The sequence below is a fragment of the Sphingomonas sp. GW822-FHT03G08 genome (assembly GCF_058801135.1).
The window spans coordinates 3,380,206-3,402,628 of the sequence record NZ_JBXAMZ010000001.1 but is presented as its reverse complement, the minus strand read 5'-3'; the positions used below and the strand labels follow the sequence as shown (position 1 = coordinate 3,402,628).

Genomic DNA, 22,423 nt, shown 5'->3' with positions numbered 1-22,423 from the left:
CGAAGATCGATCACCGCAGCCTGATCTTCGCCCCCAGCCACAAGGTCCGCGGCAGGGCGCGTTCGATCACGCCGGGCCCGCTGATCCCGGCCTGGACCTCGGCATCGAAGATATTCTCTGCCCGCGCCTGGAGCGCGAAGCTGCGCGTGAGCGGCAGCACCGCACCGGCGTCGAGCGTGAAGGCGCCCTTCAAGGTTCGTGTGTTCTGGTCGTCCTCGAACTGCGGCCCGGCGTAGCGCGCGGTCAGCGAGGCGCCGGCATCGTCCCGGCTCCAACCGAGAGTCGCGCTCGCCTGGTGGCGCGCGGTCTGGGCCGGGCGAAGCCCGTCGAGCGGCGCGGACACGCCCGAGGCGGAAACCCGCGAATCGGTATAGGCATAGGAAGCCCCCAGGCTGAGATCGCCCGAGGTCCAGCGGCCGTCGAATTCGACGCCCTTCGCCGTCACCGCATCAAGATTCCGGCGCTGGCGATAGAAGCCCGCCGCCGAGACGAACCCAACGCCGGGGAAGGTGCCGGGGCCCTGGGCAATCGTGACATTGGCGATCGCGCCGTCGAGCCGGTTCCAATAACCGGTCGCACGGAAGCTGAGCGTGCGGGTCGGCCGCCAGTCGGCACCGACCTCCGCACCGGTCAGCCGCTCGGGATCGAGCGCGGCGTTCGCCGCAGTCGCGTCGGCACCGGCCCGGAAGGGACGGTAGAGCTCGTTGAGTGTCGGCAGGCGCCAGCCACGATAGCCGGCCATGCGCAGGGTCACCGCGCCGAATCGCCAGGCCGCACCGGCCCGTCCGGTGGCTTCCCAGCCGTGACGATCGGGGAAGCGGCTGTCCGTCAGCACCGGTCCCGGTGCCAGCGAAGTCTCGCGCAGCGATCCGCCCGTAATGTCCCAATGATCGAGCCGGCCGCCCAGGCTGAGCGTCAGCGGACCGCTTTCATAGCTGGCATCGGCAAAGCCGCCCACCGTCAGGCTCTCGCCGCCCGCGACCCGGCGGCGAGTGGGCAGACCGGTGACATAGGTGAACAGCTCCTCGGTCTGACCCGACACCCGGCGCAGGTCGCTGCCGAGACGCAGGGTCACCCCGCCGCCAATGGGTGGGGCGATCTCGAAGCGCGCGCCGATGCCGGTAGCGGGCACCGCATATTGATCGAGCGTGGCGGTCGCGGTGGTGCGCGTGTCGTTGACGCTGGCAAAGCCCGAGGCGAAACCGCGCGTCTGCAGATAGGCGAGGGCCGACCAGCCCCAGGTGCCGCGGCCAACAAGGCGGATGCTGGCATCGGCGCCCTCGCTCTTCACCCGGGTGAAATCGACGCCGCGATCGCGGTGGTCGGTAAAGGCGGAAAGATTGGCCTGCAGCTCGACATTGCCGCCAAGATCGGTGACCGCGCGCAGCGCCGCCGCCGCCTGCTCATAGGGCGCCGGCCGATCCGCCGGGCCGCGATCACCCTCGACGATCGGCGTGAAACCGTCGCCTCGGGCATATTGGCCGGCAAGCGTGACGAAGCCGCGCCCCAGGGTTGCCGCGCCGACGCCCGAGACGTCGATGCTGTCGCGGCTGCCATAGAGCGCATCAAGGCCGAGGGCACCGAGCTGTGCGGGGCTGCCACTCTCCAGCTCGATCGTGCCGGCCAGCGCGCCCGGCCCGGCATAGCCGCTGCCGCCGCCCCGGACGATGCGGGCGCCGACGAGACGATTGGGGAGATAGGCCGGAAAGGCGACCCAGCCGCCGAACGGATCGGCCTGGGGCACGCCGTCGAGCAGTAGCAGCGCCCGACTCGAGGCATTGCCGCCCAGGCCGCGCAGCGTAATGCCCTGTGAGGTCGGATGCGCCGAACGCGAATCGGAACGGCGGAACTGGGCGAGCCCGGCAGCATCGCGCAGCACATCTTCGAGCCGGCCGCTGGCGGTGCCGGCGATCCGCGCACGATCGATCGTCACCACATCATAGGCGGCATCGCCCGGAGGCGCCTCCAGCCCGCGCCCGGTGACGACAATCTCATCGGGATCACGGTCCTGGGCAAAGGCCGGCGCGGCGAGCAGCAAGCCCGCCGCGATCCCCAGGCGCCTCACTTCGGCGCCACGGCGTCGGGACGGGCAGCGGCGAAGGCGGGCAGCGCGGCGCAGGCCGCGTCGATCGCGACCAGCCGGGGAAAGGCATCCAGCGGCGTGTCGAAGCGCCGGGCATTGTACATCTGGGGCACCAGGAACAGGTCGGCCACGCCGGGGGCCGCGCCGCCGAGGAACGGGCCGTCGCCGGCCATCGCTTCCAGCGCGGCGAAGCCCTCGGCGATCCAGTGGCGGGTCCAGTCGTTCCGCCCCGCCTCGTCCACGCCCATTTCCTTCAGCCGACGCATCACGCGCAGGTTGTTGAGCGGGTGGGTGTCCGCCGCGATCACCAGCGCCCGGGCCAGGGCGGCAGCGCGGGCATCGGGATCGGCGGGGATCAGCCTCGGCTCGGGAAAGCGCGCATCGAGCCAGTCGAGGATCGCCAGGCTTTGGGTGATGACATGGCCGTCATCCGCCTCCAGCGCCGGCACGAAACCTTGCGGGTTGCGGGCAAGGTGCTCGGGGCTGCGCTGCTGGTTCTCGAGCAGCAGGATGTCGCGCCGCTCGACCGCCACGCCCTTGAGGTTCAGCGCGATGCGGACGCGGTAGGAAGCCGAGGAGCGGAAATAATCGTAGAGGATCATGCCGCGCTCGTCGGTGGCTCGAGCGGCGTGGGTGCATCCTGGTCATAGCCCTTGCGCAGGCGCACCCGCCATTTGACCCGCGGACCCTGTTCGTCGGCGGCGCGGGCGGCGCGCTCCGCCTCGCTCTCCAGCGCGACCTTGATCATCGCCACGATCGGATCGGCCAGCGCCAGGCCGAGCACGCCGAACAGGGTACTCGCGAGGATCTGCGACGACAGGGTAAGCGCCGGCGGCATGTCGACCGTGCGGCGCGCGACCAGCGGCAGCACGACATAGCCGTCGAAATTCTGCACGCCGAAATAGATGATGATCGCCCAGATGCCGGTCTCGGTGCCGGCGCTGAAGCCGACCGAGACCATCATCACGCCCGAGATGAAGGCGCCGATATTGGGGATGAAGGCGAGCACGCCGGTGATGATGCCGAGCAGCAGCGCCATCGGCACGCCGGCGAACCACAGCAGGATCGCGGTGAGCACGCCTTCGAACAGCATGCCGAGCAGGCGCCCGGCGAGCAGGCGGCGCATCGTCGTCGCCATGCGGCTGATCGTGACGGCGAAGGCGTCGCGCGCATCGCTCGGCACCAGCCATTGCAGCCCGCGCTCATAGATGCGCGGCTCCAGCGCCACGAACAGGCCGATGATCACGATCATCAGGAAGGAGGAGACCGCGCCGAACACCGAGCCGACCGCGGAGGTCAGCTTGCCGACGCTGCCCAGCGCCTCCTTGGCCAGGCCGGTCAGATCCGAACGGCCCGGCATCAGCCCGAGCTCGGCCACCCATTGCGCCACCTTGTTGGCCTGCACTTCCAGCGTGGTGCGCAGCTGCTCCGCCTGAGCAGCGATCTGCATGCCGGTCAGGTAGAATATGCCGCCGAAAAAGGCGATCACCAGCAGGATGACGATGACGATGCGCAGCGTGCGCGGGATCGGCAGGATGCGGCCGAGCAGGCGCGCGCCGCCATCCAGCATCGAGGCGAAGACCAGGCCGCCGAAGATGATCAAGATCGGCTGGACCAGCAGCACGAACAGCGCCACCGCGATGCCGAGGCCGAACCAGACGCTCGCCTTTTTCAGCTCGGCGCGGACCACAGGATCGCGCAGCTCGTTGGGGCCCGGCTCCTGGACGACATGGACCTTCGCGGATTCGAGCGCATCACTCATCACTGGTTATCCCGTTGGGGGTGGAGCGTGGTGCCGGCGCGGCCGGGACGGAAGGACTTGGGCCAGGTCAACGGGTTCCAGCTGGCGCTGCCGTCGAGGCTGAAGGTGATGAACTCGGCGCGACCGCCGATATTCTCCCAGGGCACCGGCCCGCCCAGCCCGTTCTGCGAGAGCGGGAAGCGGCTGTCGGCCGAATTGTCGCGATTGTCGCCCATCAGGAACAACTTGCCCTGGGGCACCCGGATCTCGGGATAATTGTCGCCGCGCCCCGCACGGAAGCCGAGATCGACCGTGTCGTAGGACCGGCCATTGGGCAGGGTCTCGCGGAAGATCGGCAAGCGGCAGAACTGCTTGCCGCCGCGCGTGACGAGGAAGCCGTGATAATGGTCGTCGTCGCAGCGGGTGTTGGTATCGACCGGAATGTAGCGATCGCCCATCGCGCGGCGGGGCACTGCCTTGCCGTTCAGATAGACGATGCCGCCACGCACCCCGATCATGTCGCCGGGCAGGCCGATCACCCGCTTGATATAGTCGGTATTGGTGCCGGGCGGGGTGACGATCACCACGTCGCCGCGCTCGGGCAGGCGTCCCAGGATGCGGCCGGGCATGTGCGGCAGCACATGGAAGGTCGGCGTCACCCAGCTATAGCCATAGGGATATTTGGTGACGACCAGCCGATCGCCGACCAGCAGCCCGGGCAGCATCGATTCGCTGGGAATGAAGAAGGGTTTGGCGATCAGGCTGTGGAAGCCGAGCACGGCGAGCACGAGCCACAGGATGCCGCGCGCCTCCGCCCACCAGTCGGTGTGCGGTCGGGCTTCGGCCTCTTCCTCGAACGCTTCGTGACTCAACGCGAGCTCGTCCGCCCCCATCAACCTTCCTTCACCGCCTCGATCATCACCATGGCGAACGCCCAGGGATGATCGTCCGTCAGCGTCAGATGCACCTTGGCGACGTGACCCGGAGGGGTGATGGCGTCAAGCCTCGCCTTCGCGCCTCCGGTCAATGCCAGCGTAGGCGCGCCGGAGGGCGCGTTGACGACACCGATGTCCTTCATGAACACGCCCGCCTTGAACCCGGTTCCCACCGCCTTGGAGAAAGCCTCCTTGGCGGCGAAGCGCTTGGCGAGCGTGGCGGCATAATTGTGCGGGCGGGTCTTCGCCTTGGCGATCTCGCGATCGGTGAAGCTGCGCTGCTCGAAACGTGTGCCGAAACGGTCCAGCGACTTCTGGATGCGTTCGATATTGCAGAGGTCGGAGCCGAGGCCGAGGATCATCTAGGGTCCCGTCCAGAGAAAGGTCAAAATGCTGGCCGGGGCGGCGAGCAGCATCAGGAACAGCCACCACCGGATGCCGTTCCCGCGCACATAGCTGATCCAGGCCAGGACCTGGAAGAGTATCGCAGGGGCAAGGATAATTCCTGCACGCACTATCGCTCTGAGAAGCAGATCGCCGGGAGGGTCGGGAATCTTGCCGTAGAGAATCTCGATCGGAAGCAATGCCGCCCGGACGGCGAGCAGCAGCGGCAGCAGTGACACCAGCGCAAGCCCGATAGGCGCGCGGCGTGGCGACTTCACCGCGCCGCGTCCATCAGCGCGCGCATGTGGCGGATCACCGGTGCCAGGCCATCGAAGATCGCCTCGCCGATCAGGAAATGCCCGATGTTCAGCTCCATGATCTGCGGGATCGCCGCGATCGGGATCACATTGTCGAAGGTCAGGCCGTGGCCGGCATGGGGCTCCAACCCCGCCTTCACCGCCAGCGCGGCGGCATCGGCGATGCGCTTGAGCTCAGCCTCGCGCGCGCCCTCCTCCAGCTCGCAATAGCGGCCGGTGTGCAGCTCGACGACTGGGGCGCCCAGCCGGAGCGCCGCGTCGATCTGGCGCTCGTCGGGCTCGATGAACAGCGAGACGCGGCTGCCATTGGCACGCAGCTTCTCGACCATCGGCGCGAGATGGTTGTGCAGCCCGGCGGCATCGAGCCCGCCCTCGGTGGTCCGCTCCTCGCGCTTCTCCGGCACGATGCACACCGCGTGCGGACGCGCGCGCAGGGCGATCGCCAGCATCTCCTCGGTCGCCGCCATCTCGAGGTTGAGCGGCACGGTCAGCTGGTCGACCAGCCGGGCGATGTCGTCATCGGTGATGTGGCGGCGATCCTCGCGCAGGTGCGCGGTGATGCCATCGGCGCCCGCCTCGACCGCGAGCAGCGCGGCGCGCACCGGATCGGGATAGCCCGAGCCGCGCGCGTTGCGCACGGTCGCGACGTGATCGATGTTCACGCCCAGGCGAAGCGGACCGCCCACCTCAGGCAATCGCGCGGCTGCCCGGCTTGGTCGCGGGAATCGCGGCCAGTTCGGGCGGGAGCTGGTCGGCCGGATAGGCGGGCACGTCCATCTTGAGCAGCGAGACGAGCGGCACGCCGACGTCCGCGGTACCGTTCGAGCGGTCGACGATGCAGGCGGCGCCGAGCAGGTTTCCGGGATGCTTGCGGATCGCGGCGATGCATTCGCGCGACGACAGGCCCGTGGTTACGATGTCCTCGACCATCACGATCCGCGCACCTTCGGGAATCTCGAAGCCGCGGCGCAGCTGGAATTCGCCGTCCTCGCGCTCAACGAACACGGCCTTGCAGCCAAGTGCCCGCGCCGTCTCGTAGCCGGGAATGATTCCGCCGATCGCGGGCGAGACGACCATGTCGACTTCGCCGAACGACGCGCGAATCAACTTTCCTAGTGCACTGCACACACGCTCGGTTCGCGCAGGGTCCTCGAAAATACGCATCTTTTGCAGGAAGATGGGCGAACGAAGCCCGGAAGACAGGATGAAATGACCTTCGAGCAACGCACCTGCAGCACGAAACTCATCCAGAACTGCGTTGCCTTCCAATGCTCACTCCATCATTCCCGGGATTGTCGATTTCCCTTAGGACCAGCCTCTATCGACCGCAACGGCCGATCAAAAAGGGTTGAGAATGGATGCATGACTCGTATACCCCGATTGCACTGGGGGTAATCCTTTCCCAGCCCGGGGCTCTTGCGGAACAGGGTGAAGATAGACGATGCGCATGCTTGGGTTGACTTCGATCCTCCTGGCGGCGGGGATGGCGTTCGCCACGCCCGCATCCGCCCAGGAGCCCGCCGCAAATGCCGCGGCACCGGTCGCCAACACCGCCGCTCCGGCGGCGGTCGCGACTCCCGCTATTGCTGATCCCACACTCGATGCCGCAGGCAAGCCGAAGACCAAGGCGGCCCCGGGCATCGGCCAGCCGATCGCCGATGCGATCTCGCTGCAGCCGCAGGTGACGCCTACCGGACGCGAAGCGCACTGGTTCCACAATGTGGTGCTGCTGCCGCTGATCACGATCATCTCGATCTTCGTGCTGATCCTGCTGCTCTGGGTGATCGTCCGCTATCGCCGCGCCGCCAATCCGACACCGAGCCGGACCGCCCACAACACGCCGATCGAGATCGTCTGGACGCTGGTGCCGGTGCTGATCCTGATCGCGATCGCCGTGCCCTCGATCCGCCTGCTCGCCGCGCAGTTCAAGCCGGCGCCGAAGGATGCGATCACCCTCAAGGCGATCGGCAACCAGTGGTTCTGGAGCTATGAATATCCGGACAATGGCGGCATCCAGCTGACCGCGAACATGCTCAAGGAGCAAAGCCAGGTCGGCAAGGGCGAGCGCTTCCGCACCGATGCCGACGGCCCCCGCCTGCTGGCGACCGACACCCGCGTCGTGCTGCCGGTCGGCGTGCCGATCCGCCTGGTCACCACCGCGCAGGACGTGATCCACAGCTGGGCGGTCCCCGCCTTCTGGATCAAGCTCGACGCGGTGCCGGGCAAGCTCAACGAGACCAGCTTCATCATCGAGAAGCCCGGCCTCTATTTCGGCCAGTGCTCCGAACTGTGCGGCGCGCGCCATGCCTATATGCCGATCGCGGTCGAAGCCGTGTCGCCGGCCGAATTCGCCCAATGGGTGAAGTCGAAGGGCGGCACCATGCCGAACGAGGTTGCCGCTGCCGCAGCCGCCGAAGCCGCGCAGAACGCGGCCGCGCCGGCTGCCGAGACCAACGCCGCCGCCGAACCGGCCGCCACCAACGAGACCGCGCCGGCCGCCAATGCCGCCGCCGGCAACACGACGGGCAACTGAGATGACCGACACCGCCATCCACGCGCATGATCACGGGCACGACCATGCCCATGATCACCATGATGCCGATCACAAGCCGGGCTTCTTCGCCCGCTGGTTCATGTCGACGAACCACAAGGACATCGGCACACTCTACCTGATCTTCGCGATCGTCGCCGGCATCATCGGCGGCTCGATCTCGGGCCTGATGCGCGTCGAGCTCGCCGAGCCCGGCATCCAGTACCTGCCCTACTGGCTGAGTTTCCTGCACGGCAACGAGACCAAGTTCGACGACGCCATGCACTTCTGGAACGTGCTGATCACCGCGCACGGCCTGATCATGGTGTTCTTCATGGTCATGCCGGCGATGATCGGCGGCTTCGGCAACTGGTTCGTGCCGATCATGATCGGCGCGCCGGACATGGCGTTCCCGCGCATGAACAACATCTCGTTCTGGCTGCTGATCCCGGCCTTCCTGCTGCTGCTCGCCTCGCCCTTCGTCGGCATCGGCGCGGGCACGGGCTGGACGGTCTATGCGCCGCTCTCCACCTATGGCGAGCCCGGGCCGTCGGTCGACATGGCGATCCTGTCGCTCCACCTTGCCGGCGCCAGCTCGATCCTGGGCGCGATCAACTTCATCACCACCATCTTCAACATGCGCGCACCGGGCATGACCCTGCACAAGATGCCGCTGTTCGTGTGGTCGGTGCTGATCACCGCCTTCCTGCTGCTGCTGGCACTGCCGGTACTCGCCGCCGCGATCACCATGCTGCTGACCGACCGCAACTTCGGCACCGCCTTCTATGATCCGCAGTACGGCGGCGACCCGATCCTGTACCAGCACCTGTTCTGGTTCTTCGGCCACCCCGAAGTGTACATCATGATCCTGCCGGGCTTCGGCATCGTCAGCCACATCATCGCGACGTTCAGCCGCAAGCCGGTGTTCGGCTATCTCGGCATGGCCTATGCCATGGTGGCGATCGGCCTGGTCGGCTTCGTGGTGTGGGCGCACCATATGTTCACCACCGGCATGTCGGTGACGATCAAGATGTACTTCACCGCCGCCACCATGGTGATCGCGGTGCCCACCGGCGTGAAGATCTTCTCGTGGATCGCGACGATGTGGGGCGGCTCGATCAGCTTCAAGACCCCAATGGTCTGGGCGATCGGCTTCATCTTCATGTTCACCGTGGGCGGCGTCACCGGCGTGGTGCTCGCGAACGGCGGCGTCGACGACTATATGCAGGACACCTATTACGTCGTCGCGCACTTCCACTATGTGCTGTCGCTCGGCGCGGTGTTCTCGCTGTTTGCCGGCTTCTACTACTGGTTCCCGAAGATGTCGGGCCGGATGTACAGCGAGCTGCTCGGCCAGCTGCACTTCTGGTTCTTCTTCCTCGGCGTGAACATCCTGTTCTTCCCGATGCACTTCCTCGGCCTGCAGGGCATGCCGCGCCGCTATCCGGATTATCCGGACGCTTATGCGCTGTGGAACCATGTCGCGACGATCGGCTATTTCATCATGGCCGCGTCGATGGTGCTGTTCTTCGTCAACATCATCTGGGCGCTCGTCGCCGGCCGCAAGGCCGAGGGCAATCCCTGGGGTGAAGGCGCGACGACGCTGGAATGGACGCTATCCAGCCCGCCGCCGTTCCACCAGTTCGAGACGCTGCCGGTGATCGAGGATCACGGACACCACTGAGCAGCGCCGAAAGGCTGACAATGCGAAGCGCCCCGGGAGGAGACTTCCGGGGCGCTTTCGTTTCGTCCCTGTCGCGTGAGGAGCGGATCTGGTCGCGACGCGGCCGAAAGTTCATCATCGCGAAAGATGCGATATCGAAACGATGCCCGGGACCACAGGGAGACAGAAGATGAAGTTCCTGCCCGCCGCCTTCGCGCTGCTGCTTGCCGCCATCCCCGCCGCCGAAGCGCAACAGGCCCCCGCGGCGCCCGACGCAGTCATCCAGATGAAGCCCTGGCGCACCCGCTGGGCAATGGAAGCCGAGGTTGGCGGCAGGAAGGGGCTCTACCTGCTCGACACCGGTGCGGGGATCACCCTCGTCTCGCCGGAAAGCGCAAAGCGCGCGGGATGCGAACCTTGGGGCCGGCTGACCGGTTACAACATGATGGGCACCCGTCATGATGGGCCGCATTGCGGAGAGACCGTACCGATCATGGTGGCCGGGACAACGCTCAAGCCGCCTATCCTCGGCCTTATCAACATGGGCAAGCTCAACCCCAAGGACGTCGATCTCGACGGGATCATCGGGCTCAACCTGTTCGAGGGCCGTACCGTGACCTTCGACTTCGCCGCAGGCGTGATGACGCTCGAATCGGAGGCAAGCCGTGCCGCGCGAATCGCGAAGATGCGCCCGCTGCGCATCCGGCTGAAGCGTGAAGTCGATGGCGGCGCGCTGGCGGTGATGGCCGCGGTGCCGTCGAAGAAGGGCACGCTCTGGTTCGAGCTCGATTCGGGCAATGGCGGCACCGTGCTCGCTTCGAAGCCGATCGCCGGGCTGGTGGGCATGGACCCGGCGGTGGAAGGCAAGCAGCCGGCAGATTTCGAGATCCTCGGCGACATCCGCGCGACCACGCCGGACGCCTTCACGCCCGACATGATCATGGACGGCAATCTCGGCATGCCCTTCCTGCGCAATTGGGTGGTGACGCTGGACCTGGCGCGCGGCCTCGCCTGGATCGGCGAGCCGCCGGTGCCGCCCAGGCCCGCCGTGCCGCTCGATACCGCGGTGAAACACTGAACGGCCCAGCGGGGGTCAAATCGTCCACTTTGCCGCCGGCTCGTGCTGTCCTATAGCCGGTGGCACGACCATGAGCACTTCCGCCGCCACCGTTTCGCTTCCCGCCGACTGGCGTGACTTCCTCGCGCTGACCAAGCCGCGGGTGATGACCCTTGTCGTCTTCACCGGGCTTTGCGGCATGCTTGCCGCGCCGGCGCACATCCACCCGATTCTCGGCTTCACCGCGATCCTGTGCATCGCGCTGGGCGCGGGCGCGGCGGGTGCGCTCAACCAGTGGTACGAGGCGGATCTCGACGCCAAGATGAAGCGGACGCAGAAGCGCCCGCTGCCGGCCGGGCGGATGGACCGCCAGTCGGCGCTGCACTTCGGCGTGGGGCTGGCCTGTTTCAGCCTCGTGCTGATGTACTTCGCGATCAACCTGGCGGCGACCCTGATCCTCGCCGCCTCGATCCTGTTCTACGTGTTCGTCTACACGATCTGGCTCAAGCGCCGGACGCCGCAGAACATCGTGATCGGCGGTGCCGCCGGCGCCTTCCCCCCGATGATCGGCTGGGCGGCGGCGACCGGCGATGTCAGCACCATGCCGGTGCTGCTGTTCGCGCTGATCTTCCTGTGGACCCCGCCGCATTTCTGGGCGCTCGCGCTGTTCGTGAAGACCGACTACGCCAATGCCGGCGTGCCGATGCTGCCGGTGGTGGCGGGCGAGCGCACGACGCGCATCCAGATCGGGCTCTACACGATCCCGATGATCCTGTGCGCCGCCGCGCCCTGGCCGCTCGGCTTCACCGGCGCGATCTACGGGATCACCGCCGCGGTTATGTCCGGCCTGTTCCTCGCCATGGCGGTGCAGGTGGCGATCCGCCGCACCGGGCCGGATGACGACATGGCGCCCGAGAAGCGGCTATTCAAATTCTCGATCCTCTATCTGTTCGTCGTTTTCGGCGCGCTCGTTATCGACAGGTGGTTCGCATGACCGATGATCTGATCCAGACTCCCGCGACTCCGCTCGAGGAGGCCGAACTGGTCCGCGCCCGCCAGCGCAGCCGCGCCGTGGTGATGGCGGTGCTGCTCGGGCTGTTCGTGGTGCTGGTGTTCGCGATCTCGATCGTGAAGATCCAGCTGGGCCACGCCGGATGAAGTGGCCGAGCCGCAACCTGCGCGTCGCCATCCTCGCCGGCATCGGCGTGTGTTCGATGACCGGGCTCGGCTTCGCGGCGGTACCGCTCTACCGGATGTTCTGCGAGGCGACGGGCCTGAACGGCACCACCCAGCGCGGACTGCGCGCGCCGGGCAGCGTCGGCCAGAAGATCACCGTAGCCTTCGATTCGAACGTGGCGAAGGGCATTCCCTGGAAGTTCCAGCCCGAACGCCGATCGGACACGATCGATATCGGCGGGCGCGACATGGCGTTCTTCACCGCCACCAACACCGGCGACCATGAAGTGACCGGCACGGCGACGTTCAACGTCACCCCCACTTTCGTCGGCAAATATTTCACCAAGATCCAGTGCTTCTGCTTCACCCAGCAGACGCTCAAGCCCGGCGAGACGGTGCGCATGCCGGTGATCTTCTATGTCGATCCCAAGATCCTCGACGATCCGGATGCGCGCGACGTGCAGGAAATCACCCTGTCCTACACTTTCTACCCGTCCGAATCGCCCGCGGTGAAGGCAGCGGCGGCCACCGCGCACGGATCCTGAATCCGCCAGGCACGAGGGTTGTTGCGGGAAGCGAATTCGCGCCCTAAGCTCCGAGCAAAAGCTTAGGACAGGGAAGATCGATGGCCGGGGCAAAGAACCACCAATACCATATCCTTCCACCCAGCATCTGGCCGCTCTTCGGTGCATTTGCTGCCTTTGTGCTCGCCATCGGCGGCATCATGGTGATGCACAGCTACACGAGCGCCTATCTGGTCTTCTTCTCGGGCCTCGCGCTCGTGGCGATCACCATGTTCGGCTGGTGGGCCAAGGTTATCCAGGAAGCGCATGCCGGCGATCACACGCCGATCGTGCAGCTCCACCTGCGCTACGGCATGATCCTGTTCATCGCTTCCGAAGTGATGTTCTTCGTCGGCTGGTTCTGGGCCTGGTTCGACTTCTCGCTCTTCCCCTCGCACGTCGAGGCAGTCGGCGGGCAATGGCCACCCAAGGGCATGGAAGTGCTCAACGCCTGGCAGTTCCCGCTGCTCAACACGCTGATCCTGCTCTGCTCGGGCTGCACCGTGACCTGGGCGCACCACGCGCTGATCAACGGCGATCGCGAGGGGCTCAAGAAGGGCCTGTGGCTGACGGTGCTGCTCGGCATCTCGTTCAGCTTCTTCCAGGCCTATGAGTATATGGAGGCTCCCTTCCCCTTCAAGGCGGCGAGCGAGGGCGGCTCGAGCTATGGCGGCGCCTTCTTCATGGCGACCGGCTTCCACGGCTTCCACGTCATCGTCGGCACGATCTTCCTGATCGTGAACCTGGTGCGCGCGTACAAGGGCGACTTCACCCCGAAGCAGCATTTCGGCTTCGAGGCGGCGGCCTGGTACTGGCACTTCGTCGACGTGGTGTGGCTGTTCCTCTTCGCCTCCATCTATGTCTGGGGCGGCTGGGGCGCGCCGGTCCACGGCTGACGTGACCGACACGACCAACGATAATCCAGGGGGAGGCGGCCCGGTGTCGCCTCCCCCTATCCTTTCGGGGACCAGGGGCGCCTGCCCGCGCTGCGGGGCGGCCACGCTGTTCCGCAGCTTCGCCGGCTTTGCCGACAAATGCGGTGCCTGCGGGCTCGACTTCACCCGGTTCAACGTGGGCGACGGGCCGGTGGTGTTCCTAACCCTCGGCATCGGCGCACTGGTCACCGGACTGGCGCTCTGGGTCGAATTCACTTTCCAGCCCGGCCTGCTGATCCATGCGCTGCTGTGGATTCCGATCACCGCCGCGCTGGTGATCCTGTCGCTGCGCTTCTCCAAGGGGCTGCTGCTCGCGCTCGAATATCGCAACCGCGCGGGCGAAGGGCGCGTTCGGGAGGAATGATGCCGCGTTTCCCGCTGATCCCGACGATCATCGTCGCGCTCGCCGTCGCCGCGATGATCGGCCTGGGCATCTGGCAACTCGAGCGCCGGAGCGCGAAGCTCGCCGCGCTCCAGCTCTATGCGCAGAATCTCGGCAAGCCGAAAATGGCCTTTCCGCGCCTCCCAGTGGGAGACGAGAATCTCTTCCGCCGCGCCGATGCCTTCTGCCTCGAAGTGATCGACTGGCAACCCCAGGGCGGGCGCTCGATCAAGGGCACCAATGGCTATCGCCATATCGCCCGGTGCCGCACCGGCGCGGAGGGCCCGCTACTGCTGGTCGATATGGGCGTGGCGGCCAATCCGACATTCTTTCCCACATGGAGCGGCGGCCAGGTGACGGGCACGATCACCCATGCTCCCGATCACCGCCCGCTGCTTGCCGGCCTGTTCGACAGCGAACCCAAGCATTTGATGCTTATTTCGGAAAGCGCCGCGCCGGGCCTCGAACCGACCGCGAAACCCGACCTGTCGAGTGTGCCGAACAACCATCTCTCCTATGCGGTGCAATGGTTCCTGTTCGCGCTTATCGCCTCGGTGATCTACGTCCTCGCGCTGCGCTGGCGGCAGAAGCCGAAAGCCTGACCAACGCACTTTCAGTTCCCCGGCGAAGGCCGGGGTCCAGTTGCATAACGCGTCTCAAATCTCGACGACGAGAGCCGCCTAAACATAGCCTATCTTGTCCCCCTCCCCGCTCCCCGCTAGGCCCCGCCCTCATGCAATATCAGAGCACCCGAGGCGCTGCGCCGCTGCTTGGCTTCCGTGACGTGACGCTCGCCGGCCTGGCGAGCGACGGCGGTCTGTATGTTCCGGCCAGCTGGCCGAGCTTCAGCCGCGAGCAGATCGAAGGCCTCAAGGGCCTGTCCTATGTCGAGACCGCGGTCCGCGTGATGCTGCCCTTCACCGGCGACGACCTCAGCGAGGACGAGCTCCGCGCGCTGTGCGAGCAGGCCTATGGCCGCTTCTCCCAGGCTGCGGTCACCCCGCTCGCCCAGCTCGATCATCGCCACTTCCTGCTCGAGCTGTTCCACGGCCCCACCCTCGCCTTCAAGGACGTCGCGCTCCAGCTGCTCGGCCTGCTCTTCGAGAAGTTCCTGACCGGCAGCAGCGAGCCGCTGACCATCGTCGGCGCGACATCGGGCGACACCGGCAGCGCCGCGATCGACGCGGTCGCCGGGCGGCACGGCGTCGACATCTTCATGCTGCACCCCAAGGGCCGCGTCTCCGACGTGCAGCGCCGCCAGATGACCACGGTGCTGGCGCCCAACGTCCACAACATCGCGATCGAGGGCAGCTTCGACGACGCGCAGGCGATGGTGAAGGCGCTGTTCAACGACGCCGACTTCTCCGGCCGCTTCCGCCTGAGCGCGGTCAACTCGATCAACTGGGCCCGGCTGATGGCGCAGGTGGTCTATTATTTCTACGCCGCCGTCCGCCTCGGGGCGCCGGCGCAGAAGGTCGCCTTCGCGGTGCCGACCGGCAATTTCGGCGACGTCTTCGCCGGCTATGTCGCGGCGCGCATGGGCCTCCCCATCGAGCGGCTGGTCGTCGCCACCAACGTCAACGACATCCTCCATCGCGCGCTGTCGAGCGGCGACTATTCGGCGGGCACCGTCACGCCGACCGCCGCGCCGAGCATGGACATCCAGGTCAGCTCCAACTTCGAGCGGCTGCTCTCCGATCTCGCCGGCGGCAGCGTCGCCGAGCAGATGGCCGGCTTCGAATCGAGCAAGGCGATGCGCCTGACCAATGCCCAGACCGAAGGTGCCGCGAAGATCTTCGCGAGCGACCGGATCACCCCGGACGAAATGAACGCCGCGATGCGCTGGGCCTCGGCCGAGGCGGCGCAGGTGATCGACCCGCATACCGCGATCGGCCTCGCCGCCGCGCGCCGCGCGGACATCCCCGCCGATGTTCCGGTCGTCACCCTGGCGACCGCGCACCCGGCCAAGTTCGCCGACGCCGTCGAGCGCGCCACCGGCATCCGCCCGTCGCTGCCGGCACGCGTGGGCGACCTGTTCGAGCGGCAGGAGCGCTACGACGTGCTGCCCGGCACGCTCGACGCGGTGCGCGCCTATATCGCCGAGCGCGCCAAGCCGCGCGGCTGATCGTCTGGCTCCCTGGGCCCCGGCTTTCGCCGGGGAACTGCACGGGTGAATACCGGCGGGGATGACGGGCGTTTTGTTGCGTTCTAAAGACCCCCCATGGACCTCATCACTCTCACCGGCGAGCCCTGGGCCGATTACGGGCTGGTCGACAGCGGCCATGGCCGCAAGCTCGAGCGCTACGGCAAATATCGCTTCATCCGCCCCGAGCCGCAGGCGATGTGGGCGCCCGCCTCCGAAAACTGGGATGCGCATGGCGAGTTCGTGCCCGGCGCGGACGAAGATGGCGGCGGCCGCTGGAACTTCACCAAGCCGGTGCCGAGCGAAGGCTGGCCGCTGCGCTGGGAGGAAGTGCGCTTCACCGCGCAGAACACCCCCTTCCGCCACCTCGCCTTCTTCCCCGACATGTCGCCGGTCTGGCACTGGATGCGGTCGCAGATCGACGGGATGGACGCGCCCGAGTTCATGAACCTGTTCGGATATACGGGGGTCGGCAGCCTGGCGATGGCCGCGAAGGGCGCGAAGGTCACCCATGTCGATGCCTCGAAGAAATCGGTGGCCGAGGGCAAGGCCAATGCCGCGCTGTCGGGCATGGAAGACCTGCCGATCCGCTGGATGATCGACGACGCCGCCAAGTTCACCGCGCGCGAAGTGCGGCGCGGACGGCGCTATGACGGGATCATCCTCGATCCGCCGAAATGGGGCCGTGGGCCGAACGGCGAAGTGTGGAAGCTGGAAGAGGGCCTGCCCGGCCTGATCGCCGACACGACGAAGCTGCTCGATGCCAATTCTCGCTTCCTGTTCCTCACCGTCTATGCCGTGCGCATGTCGGCGCTGGCGATCGGCGAGCTGCTGCGCCAGCACGTGTCGCACTTGCCGGGCAAGGTGGAATGCGGCGAGCTGGCGGTGCGCGAGGAAGCGCGCGGGCTCGAACTGCCGACCGCGATCTTCGCGCGCTGGAGTCGCGGCTGATGGGCCTCTCGGTATTCCTGGCGACCGCGGTGGCGGACACCGTCGAGGGCCGCCGCCCCGGCGGGCGCCACGCCATGCTGATCTATGTCTCGGCGGACAGTTTCGAGGAGGCGCAGGCCAAGGCCGCCGGTGTCGCGCTCGGCACCGGCTGGATGCTGGTCCGGCTGGAAAAGGGCATGGAAGTCGCCGATCCGGGCGCGACCGAGGACCCGGTCCTGCGCGCAGCCGCCGCCGATGCGCTGGCGGATGGCTCGGCGATGGTCGTCTATGGCGACGAGCTGCCGCCCGAGGCCTGAGCTAGCGCCATTTGCCTAAACCGCTCCCCGGCGAAAGCCGGGGAACAGGTTTGCAGGACGGCACCCTCAGCCAATATTGACCGCCAGGCGCTTCAACCGGTTGGAAAGATAGGACGCCACCAAGGGCGCAATCCGACACGCGCGCCTGCTGGAGAATAAGGACCGCAAAAACCGCGCTTGGCCTGTACTTCGTGTACTTCCAAAACGGATCTAGTTCCGCCCCATTCGTACCGCCGCCCCCGCCACGAACGGGCAGCCCGCCACCAGCAGCAAACTCACCGCGCCGAGCAGCTTGAGCGCGCCGGGCTGCTCGGCGGTAGCGCCGAAGATCAGCAGCGGCACGGCGAAGGGCAGCATCACCAGCCCCGCCAGCGCCCCTGCCCCGCGCAGCCCGGCGACGAGCGCGGCAGTGGCAACACCCAGCGCGGCCAGTCCCGGCGTGCCGATCAGCAGCGCAAGCAGCAGCGGCACCAGCGCATCGCCGGGCAACTGGAGCAGGCCCGAGGCGATCACCGTCGCGACGAGCAGTGCCGGCGCAAAGCCCAGCCAGTGCCCGGCGACCTTGGCGGCAGCGATCCCGGCATCGGGCAGCCCGCGCACCGCCAGCTGGTCGAGCACCCCGCTCTCCAGGTCGGGCGCGAGCAGCCGCTCGACCGGGAGCAACGCGGCGAGCAGCGCCGCCGCCCAGATCACCCCCGGCGCGATGCGGGCGAGCAGCTTCCCATCGGGGCCGACCGCAAAGGGGAAAAGGATCGCAACGAGCAGGAAGAACACGACAGGCAGCGCCAGTCCGCCGGTGCTCCACGCCCGCCGCAGCTCGCGCCAGACGATCGCGGCATAGGCGCTCACAGCGCAACCTCGCGGACATCAGGCAGTGCGATCGGCAGATGGGTGGCGACCAGCGCGATGCCGCCGGCGGCACGGTGGCCGGCAATCAGCCCCTCGAGCAACGCCACCGAAGCCACATCCAGCCCATTGGCCGGCTCGTCGAGCAGCCAGATCGGCGCCCCGCCCGCCACCACCCGTGCCAGCGCGGCGCGCCGCCGCTGGCCGGTGGAGAGCATGCGGACGGGCACCCGGGCAAGGTCGGCGAGCCCGACCGCGGCCAGCGCGTCCGGCACCGCGTCGCGCCTGCCGTCGAGCCCGGCCCAGAAGCCCAGCGCGTTGCCCAGCGGGAGTTCGGGATCGAGCGCCGGCGCCTCGGCCATCAGCGCGCGGTCGCCCTCGACTTCGACGCTGCCGGCGGCGGGCGCGAGCAGGCCGGCGGCGATGCGGATCAGGCTCGACTTGCCGACGCCATTGGGCCCGCTGACCAACGCCGCCTCACCCGGCGCCAGCACCAGGTCCAGCCCCTCGAACAGCAACCGCCCCCCACGCAGGCAGGCCACCCCTTCAAGGGCAAGGCGGGTCACTCGGCCGAGTCTTCCAGCGCGTGCATGTCGTCGTCGGACAGGCCGAAATGATGTCCGACCTCGTGGACCACGACGTGGTTGACCAGCGATTCGAGCGTCACCCCGGTGTGCACCCATTCGTCGAGTAGCGGCCGGCGATAGAGGTGGATCTCATCGGGCATGGTCACCCCGTCCCAGGCCGATTTCTCGCCGACGGGGCGCCCGCGATACAGACCGGTCAGGTCGAACGGATCCTCGATGCCCATGGCGTCGAGCGTCTCGTCATCGGCGAAGTCCTCGATCACCAGCACGATGTCGGCGAGATAGCCCTGGAAGGGCTCAGGGATGCGCGCAAGGGCAGCGCGGGCGAGGCGCTCGATAATGGCGGCGTCTGGGGCTTGCCCGGTCATGTCGCCCGGAATAGGCCGGGGAACGGAGCTACGGCAAGGAGGCAGTGATGGTTGCGCGGTTGACGGATGGACTTCGCGAGGAATCGCTCGCCGCGCTGCCCGGCTGGACCTGGGACGCGGAACGCGATGCGATCACCCGCAAGTTCGAGTTCCGGGATTTCAACCAGGCCTTCGGCTTCATGACCCGCGTAGCACTGATCGCCGAAAAGGCCGATCATCACCCCGAATGGTCGAATGTGTGGAACAAGGTCGAGATCCTGCTGACCACGCATGACGCCGACGGGCTCTCCACCCGCGACATCCAGATGGCGCAGCAGATCGACGCGCTGCTCTGAGCGTTACTTGAACGCGCGACGCTGCAGCTTGCGCAGCGTACCGGGCATCCAGCGCTGCATGAACCAGAGCCGGTGGGCGGTCTTGCCGACCCGGGTATGGACGTCCTTGCGCACATCCAGCATGTGGCGGACCGTCTTCACCACTTCGCTCACCGGGGTGATCTCAAGCCCGGCAGCAGTCACCGATTCGCGCACGTTGCGGTTCGAGTCCTGGGTGACGTGGTTGAGCAGCGGCGTGTCGATGAAGCTCGGCATCAGCGAGCCGACATAGATGCCCTCATGCCCCCATTCGGCGTTGAGCGCCTCGGCAAAGCCGCGCATCGCGAACTTGCCGGCGCTGTAGATCGACATGCCGGCATTGCCCGATATGCCGGCGGCCGAGCTGGTGATGATCATCGCCGACCCCGGCGTTGCCTTGAGCAGGGCGTGCGCGGCGCGGGCACCATGAACGACGCCGTTGATGTTGATCGCCAGGCCGCGCTCGATGTCGGCATCGGACATCGTCTCGAGCTGTCCGCCCACCGCGATCCCGGCATTGTTGAACAGGAAGTCGAGCCGGCCGCCGCTCTTGCTTGCGAAATCGGCCAGCGCTTTCACCCAGGCATCGCGGTCGCGCACATCCATCGCATAGGTCTCGGCGCCAGGGACTGTCGCCTTTGCCGCTTCGAGGCCGTCCGCGTTGACGTCGGCCAATCCTACCAGCCAGCCATCCGCCGCCAGGCTCTGCGCCACCGCCAGACCGATACCCGACGCGCCGCCGGTGATGAATGCCGCCTTGGCCATTGCCCCACTCTCCCTTTTTTGACCTTTGCCATTTCATCTCGCACAACGCTGCACGATGCCAGAGCAAAGCCGCTCCGTTACCTTCAAAAATGTCAGCAAGGTCTGGCCCGGGGGCGTGAAGGCCGTCGATGGCATATCGCTGGAGGTTGCGGCGGGCAGCTTCGTCGCATTGGTCGGTGCCTCGGGCTCGGGCAAGTCGACCCTGCTCAAGATGGTCAACCGGCTGATCGAACCGAGCGAAGGCGCGGTGCTGGTCGGCGGCGAGCCGGTGGATGCCGGCCCCGCGCCCGAGCTGCGCCGGCGGATCGGCTATGTCTTCCAGAATGTCGGGCTGTTCCCCCATATGCGAGTGGGGGAGAATGTCGCGATCGGGCTGCGGCTGGCGGGCGAGAAGGATAGCGCCGGGCGCGTGGCCGAGCTGCTGGAACTCGTCGAGCTGCCGGCCGACATGGCCACGCGGATGCCGGATGAACTTTCGGGCGGGCAGCGCCAGCGCGTCGGCGTGGCGCGGGCGCTGGCAACGGGACCGGGCATATTGCTGATGGACGAGCCGTTCGGCGCGCTCGATCCGGTGACGCGCGACGGCCTGGGCAAGGCGATCCGCGCGCTGCACGACCGGATGGGGCTCACGACGATCCTGGTCACCCACGACATGGCCGAGGCGCTGCTGCTCGCCGATCGCGTGCTGGTGATGGAGAAGGGCCGCATCGTCGCCGATGCCACCCCGCGCGACCTGCTTGCCGGCAAGGGCGGCGCGGCAGCGGATGCACTGGTCGCGGTACCCCGCGCGCAGGCGCACCGGCTGGCGGAGCTCGAGCCGTGAGCGGCGCGCTCGCCCGGGTGCCCGAGCTGCTCGCCCAGCATCTGCTGCTGGCGCTGGCGGCACTGCTGCTCGGACTGGTGATCGCACTGCCGCTTGCCGTGCTCTCCGCGCGCAACCGCCTCGTGGGGCGGATCGCTCTGGGTTTCGCCAGCCTGGTCCAGACGATCCCCAGCCTGGCGCTGCTCGCGCTGTTCTACCCGATCCTGCTTTCGCTCTCCTCGCTGGTCGGCGGCGGGATACCGGCATTGGGCTTCCTGCCCTCACTGCTCGCGCTGTCGCTCTACGCGCTGCTGCCGATCCTGCGGAACGGTGTGACCGGGCTCGCGACGATCGACCCGGCGGTAATCGAGGCGGCGGACGGCGTCGGCATGACCGCGACGCAGAAGCTGTGGCTGGTCGAGACGCCTTTGGTGCTGCCGGTGCTGATGGCCGGCATCCGCACCGCCGCGGTCTGGACGATCGGCGCGGCGACGCTCTCCACCACCGTCGGCCAGCCGAGCCTGGGCGACCTGATCTTCGCCGGGCTGCAGACCCAGAACTGGTCGCTGGTTCTGACCGGCTGCATCGCCGCCGCCTGCCTGGCGCTGGCGGTCGACGGGCTGCTCGGACTGGCGGAATATGGCATTGCCAGGCGCAGGCGCGCGCTGGCCTGGGCAAGCCTCGGCACCCTGCTGGTCGCGGTTGCCGTGGCGCTCGTCCCGGCCCTGCCCTCGGCACGCGGCACGGTGACGATCGGCGCCAAGGGCTTCTCCGAGCAATATATCCTCGCCCGGCTGATCGGGCATCGGCTGGAGGCGGCGGGCTACAAGGTCCGCTACCGCGAGGGGCTGGGATCGGCAGTGGCGTTCAGCGCGCTCGCGAGCGGCGATGTCGACGTCTATGTCGATTATTCGGGCACGATCTGGACCAACGAGATGCGCCGCAGCGACGTACCGCCGCGCGACGCGATCGTCGCCGGCGTCGCCAAATGGGCGCAGGACAGGCACAGGGTCACCCTGCTCGGCTCGCTCGGCTTCGAGAACGCCTATGCATTTGCGATGCGCGGCGACGATGCCAGGAAGCGCGGCATCGCCAGCATCGCCGACCTCGCGCCGATCGCCGGCAGCCTCAGCCTCGCCACCGATGTCGAGTTCCTCGAGCGGCCCGAATGGGCGGCGGTGAAGAAGGCCTATGGCCTGAGCTTCAAATCCGCCCATCCCTATCAGCCGACCTTCATGTACCGCGCGCTGGCGAGCGGCACGGCGGACGTGATCCCCGCTTTCTCCTCCGACGGGCGGATCGCGGCGGACAAGCTGGCGGTGCTCAGCGATCCCAAGGGCGCGATCCCCGGCTATGACGCGATCCTGCTGCTCACCCCGAAGCGCGGCGACGATGTCCGCTTCCAGGCCGCACTCCGCCCGCTGATCGGCGCGATCCCGGTCGAGCGGATGCGCGAGGCAAACTATATGGTCGATCGCGACAGTAACAAATCAAGTCCCGACGAAGCCGCGCGCTGGCTGGAGCGTGGACTCGCCCGATGAACTTC

The 22,423-nt window shown here is 67.4% G+C and carries 26 protein-coding genes and 1 pseudogene; 15 read left to right on the top strand and 12 right to left on the bottom strand.

Going from position 1 to position 22,423, the window contains the following annotated elements; translation table 11 throughout:
- Window positions 1-10: 10 nt before the first annotated feature.
- From AC1RJ5_RS15985 to pyrE, 8 genes are read right to left on the bottom strand one after another with little or no spacing between them, the layout of a single operon-like run.
- Entirely contained in the window at window positions 11-2,065 is a 2,055-nt protein-coding gene (locus AC1RJ5_RS15985) for a TonB-dependent receptor plug domain-containing protein (RefSeq protein ID WP_493114324.1), read from the bottom strand.
- Window positions 2,062-2,685 (bottom strand): maleylacetoacetate isomerase, encoded by a 624-nt coding sequence (maiA, locus tag AC1RJ5_RS15980; RefSeq protein ID WP_493114322.1) that lies wholly within the window; start codon window positions 2,683-2,685, stop codon window positions 2,062-2,064. Before maiA ends, AC1RJ5_RS15985 begins: the two co-directional genes overlap by 4 nt.
- Window positions 2,682-3,845, bottom strand: coding sequence for an AI-2E family transporter (locus AC1RJ5_RS15975; RefSeq protein WP_342249531.1), 1,164 nt, complete (start codon window positions 3,843-3,845; stop codon window positions 2,682-2,684). The genes maiA and AC1RJ5_RS15975 overlap by 4 nt, the downstream gene beginning before the upstream one ends.
- Window positions 3,845-4,717 carry a signal peptidase I gene (gene lepB, locus AC1RJ5_RS15970; protein WP_493114320.1) on the bottom strand — a complete coding sequence of 291 codons (873 nt, stop codon included), beginning with the start codon at window positions 4,715-4,717 and terminating at the stop codon, window positions 3,845-3,847. The genes AC1RJ5_RS15975 and lepB overlap by 1 nt, the downstream gene beginning before the upstream one ends.
- Window positions 4,717-5,121, bottom strand: coding sequence for a holo-ACP synthase (gene acpS, locus AC1RJ5_RS15965; protein ID WP_184164049.1), 405 nt, complete (start codon window positions 5,119-5,121; stop codon window positions 4,717-4,719). The genes lepB and acpS overlap by 1 nt, the downstream gene beginning before the upstream one ends.
- Window positions 5,122-5,382, bottom strand: coding sequence for a hypothetical protein (locus AC1RJ5_RS15960; RefSeq protein ID WP_269573094.1), 261 nt, complete (start codon window positions 5,380-5,382; stop codon window positions 5,122-5,124).
- 35 nt (window positions 5,383-5,417) lie between these two features.
- Window positions 5,418-6,146, bottom strand: a complete 729-nt coding sequence (locus AC1RJ5_RS15955; protein WP_342249533.1) for a pyridoxine 5'-phosphate synthase — start codon at window positions 6,144-6,146, stop codon at window positions 5,418-5,420.
- A gap of 1 nt (window position 6,147) precedes the next feature.
- The gene (gene pyrE / locus AC1RJ5_RS15950; protein WP_269573096.1) at window positions 6,148-6,729 is read right to left on the bottom strand and encodes an orotate phosphoribosyltransferase; all 582 of its coding nucleotides are present in this window, start codon (window positions 6,727-6,729) and stop codon (window positions 6,148-6,150) included.
- Window positions 6,730-6,907: 178 nt separating this feature from the next.
- On the opposite strand from pyrE, the gene coxB reads away from it, so the two are divergent.
- The 12 genes from coxB to AC1RJ5_RS15890 all read left to right on the top strand — a co-directional run bounded on the left by coxB (window position 6,908) and on the right by AC1RJ5_RS15890 (window position 17,156).
- Window positions 6,908-7,993: a cytochrome c oxidase subunit II gene (coxB, locus tag AC1RJ5_RS15945; protein ID WP_446745962.1), complete on the top strand. Its 1,086-nt coding sequence runs from the start codon at window positions 6,908-6,910 to the stop codon at window positions 7,991-7,993.
- A 1-nt stretch (window position 7,994) separates the two neighbouring features.
- Window positions 7,995-9,674, top strand: coding sequence for a cytochrome c oxidase subunit I (gene ctaD, locus AC1RJ5_RS15940; RefSeq protein WP_269573098.1), 1,680 nt, complete (start codon window positions 7,995-7,997; stop codon window positions 9,672-9,674).
- 169 nt (window positions 9,675-9,843) lie between these two features.
- On the top strand, window positions 9,844-10,731 hold the full coding sequence (locus AC1RJ5_RS15935) for a pepsin/retropepsin-like aspartic protease family protein (RefSeq protein ID WP_493114316.1): 888 nt from the start codon (window positions 9,844-9,846) through the stop codon (window positions 10,729-10,731).
- 70 nt (window positions 10,732-10,801) lie between these two features.
- Window positions 10,802-11,704: a heme o synthase gene (locus tag AC1RJ5_RS15930; RefSeq protein ID WP_184164029.1), complete on the top strand. Its 903-nt coding sequence runs from the start codon at window positions 10,802-10,804 to the stop codon at window positions 11,702-11,704.
- A complete protein-coding gene (locus AC1RJ5_RS15925; protein ID WP_269573100.1) occupies window positions 11,701-11,868 on the top strand; it encodes a cytochrome c oxidase system small membrane protein in 168 nt (55 codons plus the stop codon). Before AC1RJ5_RS15930 ends, AC1RJ5_RS15925 begins: the two co-directional genes overlap by 4 nt.
- On the top strand, window positions 11,865-12,431 hold the full coding sequence (locus AC1RJ5_RS15920; protein ID WP_184164023.1) for a cytochrome c oxidase assembly protein: 567 nt from the start codon (window positions 11,865-11,867) through the stop codon (window positions 12,429-12,431). The genes AC1RJ5_RS15925 and AC1RJ5_RS15920 overlap by 4 nt, the downstream gene beginning before the upstream one ends.
- An 80-nt stretch (window positions 12,432-12,511) precedes the next feature.
- Window positions 12,512-13,345 (top strand): cytochrome c oxidase subunit 3, encoded by an 834-nt coding sequence (locus tag AC1RJ5_RS15915; protein WP_269573101.1) that lies wholly within the window; start codon window positions 12,512-12,514, stop codon window positions 13,343-13,345.
- 43 nt (window positions 13,346-13,388) lie between these two features.
- Window positions 13,389-13,748: a DUF983 domain-containing protein gene (locus AC1RJ5_RS15910; RefSeq protein ID WP_493114312.1), complete on the top strand. Its 360-nt coding sequence runs from the start codon at window positions 13,389-13,391 to the stop codon at window positions 13,746-13,748.
- Window positions 13,748-14,368, top strand: coding sequence for an SURF1 family protein (locus tag AC1RJ5_RS15905; RefSeq protein WP_493114310.1), 621 nt, complete (start codon window positions 13,748-13,750; stop codon window positions 14,366-14,368). The genes AC1RJ5_RS15910 and AC1RJ5_RS15905 overlap by 1 nt, the downstream gene beginning before the upstream one ends.
- 131 nt (window positions 14,369-14,499) lie before the next feature.
- The gene (gene thrC, locus AC1RJ5_RS15900; RefSeq protein ID WP_493114308.1) at window positions 14,500-15,891 is read left to right on the top strand and encodes a threonine synthase; all 1,392 of its coding nucleotides are present in this window, start codon (window positions 14,500-14,502) and stop codon (window positions 15,889-15,891) included.
- 96 nt (window positions 15,892-15,987) lie between these two features.
- The gene (locus AC1RJ5_RS15895; protein WP_184164008.1) at window positions 15,988-16,860 is read left to right on the top strand and encodes a class I SAM-dependent methyltransferase; all 873 of its coding nucleotides are present in this window, start codon (window positions 15,988-15,990) and stop codon (window positions 16,858-16,860) included.
- Window positions 16,860-17,156, top strand: coding sequence for a hypothetical protein (locus tag AC1RJ5_RS15890; protein WP_269573105.1), 297 nt, complete (start codon window positions 16,860-16,862; stop codon window positions 17,154-17,156). The genes AC1RJ5_RS15895 and AC1RJ5_RS15890 overlap by 1 nt, the downstream gene beginning before the upstream one ends.
- 210 nt (window positions 17,157-17,366) lie before the next feature.
- On the opposite strand, the gene AC1RJ5_RS15885 is transcribed toward AC1RJ5_RS15890, so the two are convergent.
- The 3 genes from AC1RJ5_RS15885 to AC1RJ5_RS15875 are packed head-to-tail and all read right to left on the bottom strand — an operon-like array spanning window position 17,367 to window position 18,957.
- A complete protein-coding gene (locus AC1RJ5_RS15885) occupies window positions 17,367-18,005 on the bottom strand; it encodes a heme exporter protein CcmB (protein WP_493114305.1) in 639 nt (212 codons plus the stop codon).
- Window positions 18,002-18,568: a heme ABC exporter ATP-binding protein CcmA gene (gene ccmA / locus AC1RJ5_RS15880; protein WP_493114303.1), complete on the bottom strand. Its 567-nt coding sequence runs from the start codon at window positions 18,566-18,568 to the stop codon at window positions 18,002-18,004. The genes AC1RJ5_RS15885 and ccmA overlap by 4 nt, the downstream gene beginning before the upstream one ends.
- The gene (locus AC1RJ5_RS15875; protein ID WP_269573108.1) at window positions 18,565-18,957 is read right to left on the bottom strand and encodes a metallopeptidase family protein; all 393 of its coding nucleotides are present in this window, start codon (window positions 18,955-18,957) and stop codon (window positions 18,565-18,567) included. The genes ccmA and AC1RJ5_RS15875 overlap by 4 nt, the downstream gene beginning before the upstream one ends.
- A 38-nt stretch (window positions 18,958-18,995) precedes the next feature.
- On the opposite strand from AC1RJ5_RS15875, the pseudogene AC1RJ5_RS15870 reads away from it, so the two are divergent.
- A pseudogene (locus AC1RJ5_RS15870) lies at window positions 18,996-19,292 on the top strand (4a-hydroxytetrahydrobiopterin dehydratase); the annotation flags it as partial.
- A gap of 3 nt (window positions 19,293-19,295) precedes the next feature.
- On the opposite strand, the gene AC1RJ5_RS15865 reads toward AC1RJ5_RS15870, so the two are convergent.
- Window positions 19,296-20,075 (bottom strand): SDR family oxidoreductase, encoded by a 780-nt coding sequence (locus tag AC1RJ5_RS15865; RefSeq protein WP_269573110.1) that lies wholly within the window; start codon window positions 20,073-20,075, stop codon window positions 19,296-19,298.
- 55 nt (window positions 20,076-20,130) lie between these two features.
- Here AC1RJ5_RS15865 and AC1RJ5_RS15860 point away from each other — a divergent pair, with 55 nt between their 5' ends.
- Both AC1RJ5_RS15860 and AC1RJ5_RS15855 read left to right on the top strand, forming a co-directional pair.
- A complete protein-coding gene (locus tag AC1RJ5_RS15860) occupies window positions 20,131-20,898 on the top strand; it encodes an ATP-binding cassette domain-containing protein (protein WP_493114300.1) in 768 nt (255 codons plus the stop codon).
- On the top strand, window positions 20,895-22,418 hold the full coding sequence (locus tag AC1RJ5_RS15855) for an ABC transporter permease/substrate-binding protein (RefSeq protein WP_342249545.1): 1,524 nt from the start codon (window positions 20,895-20,897) through the stop codon (window positions 22,416-22,418). The genes AC1RJ5_RS15860 and AC1RJ5_RS15855 overlap by 4 nt, the downstream gene beginning before the upstream one ends.
- Window positions 22,419-22,423: the final 5 nt, after the last annotated feature.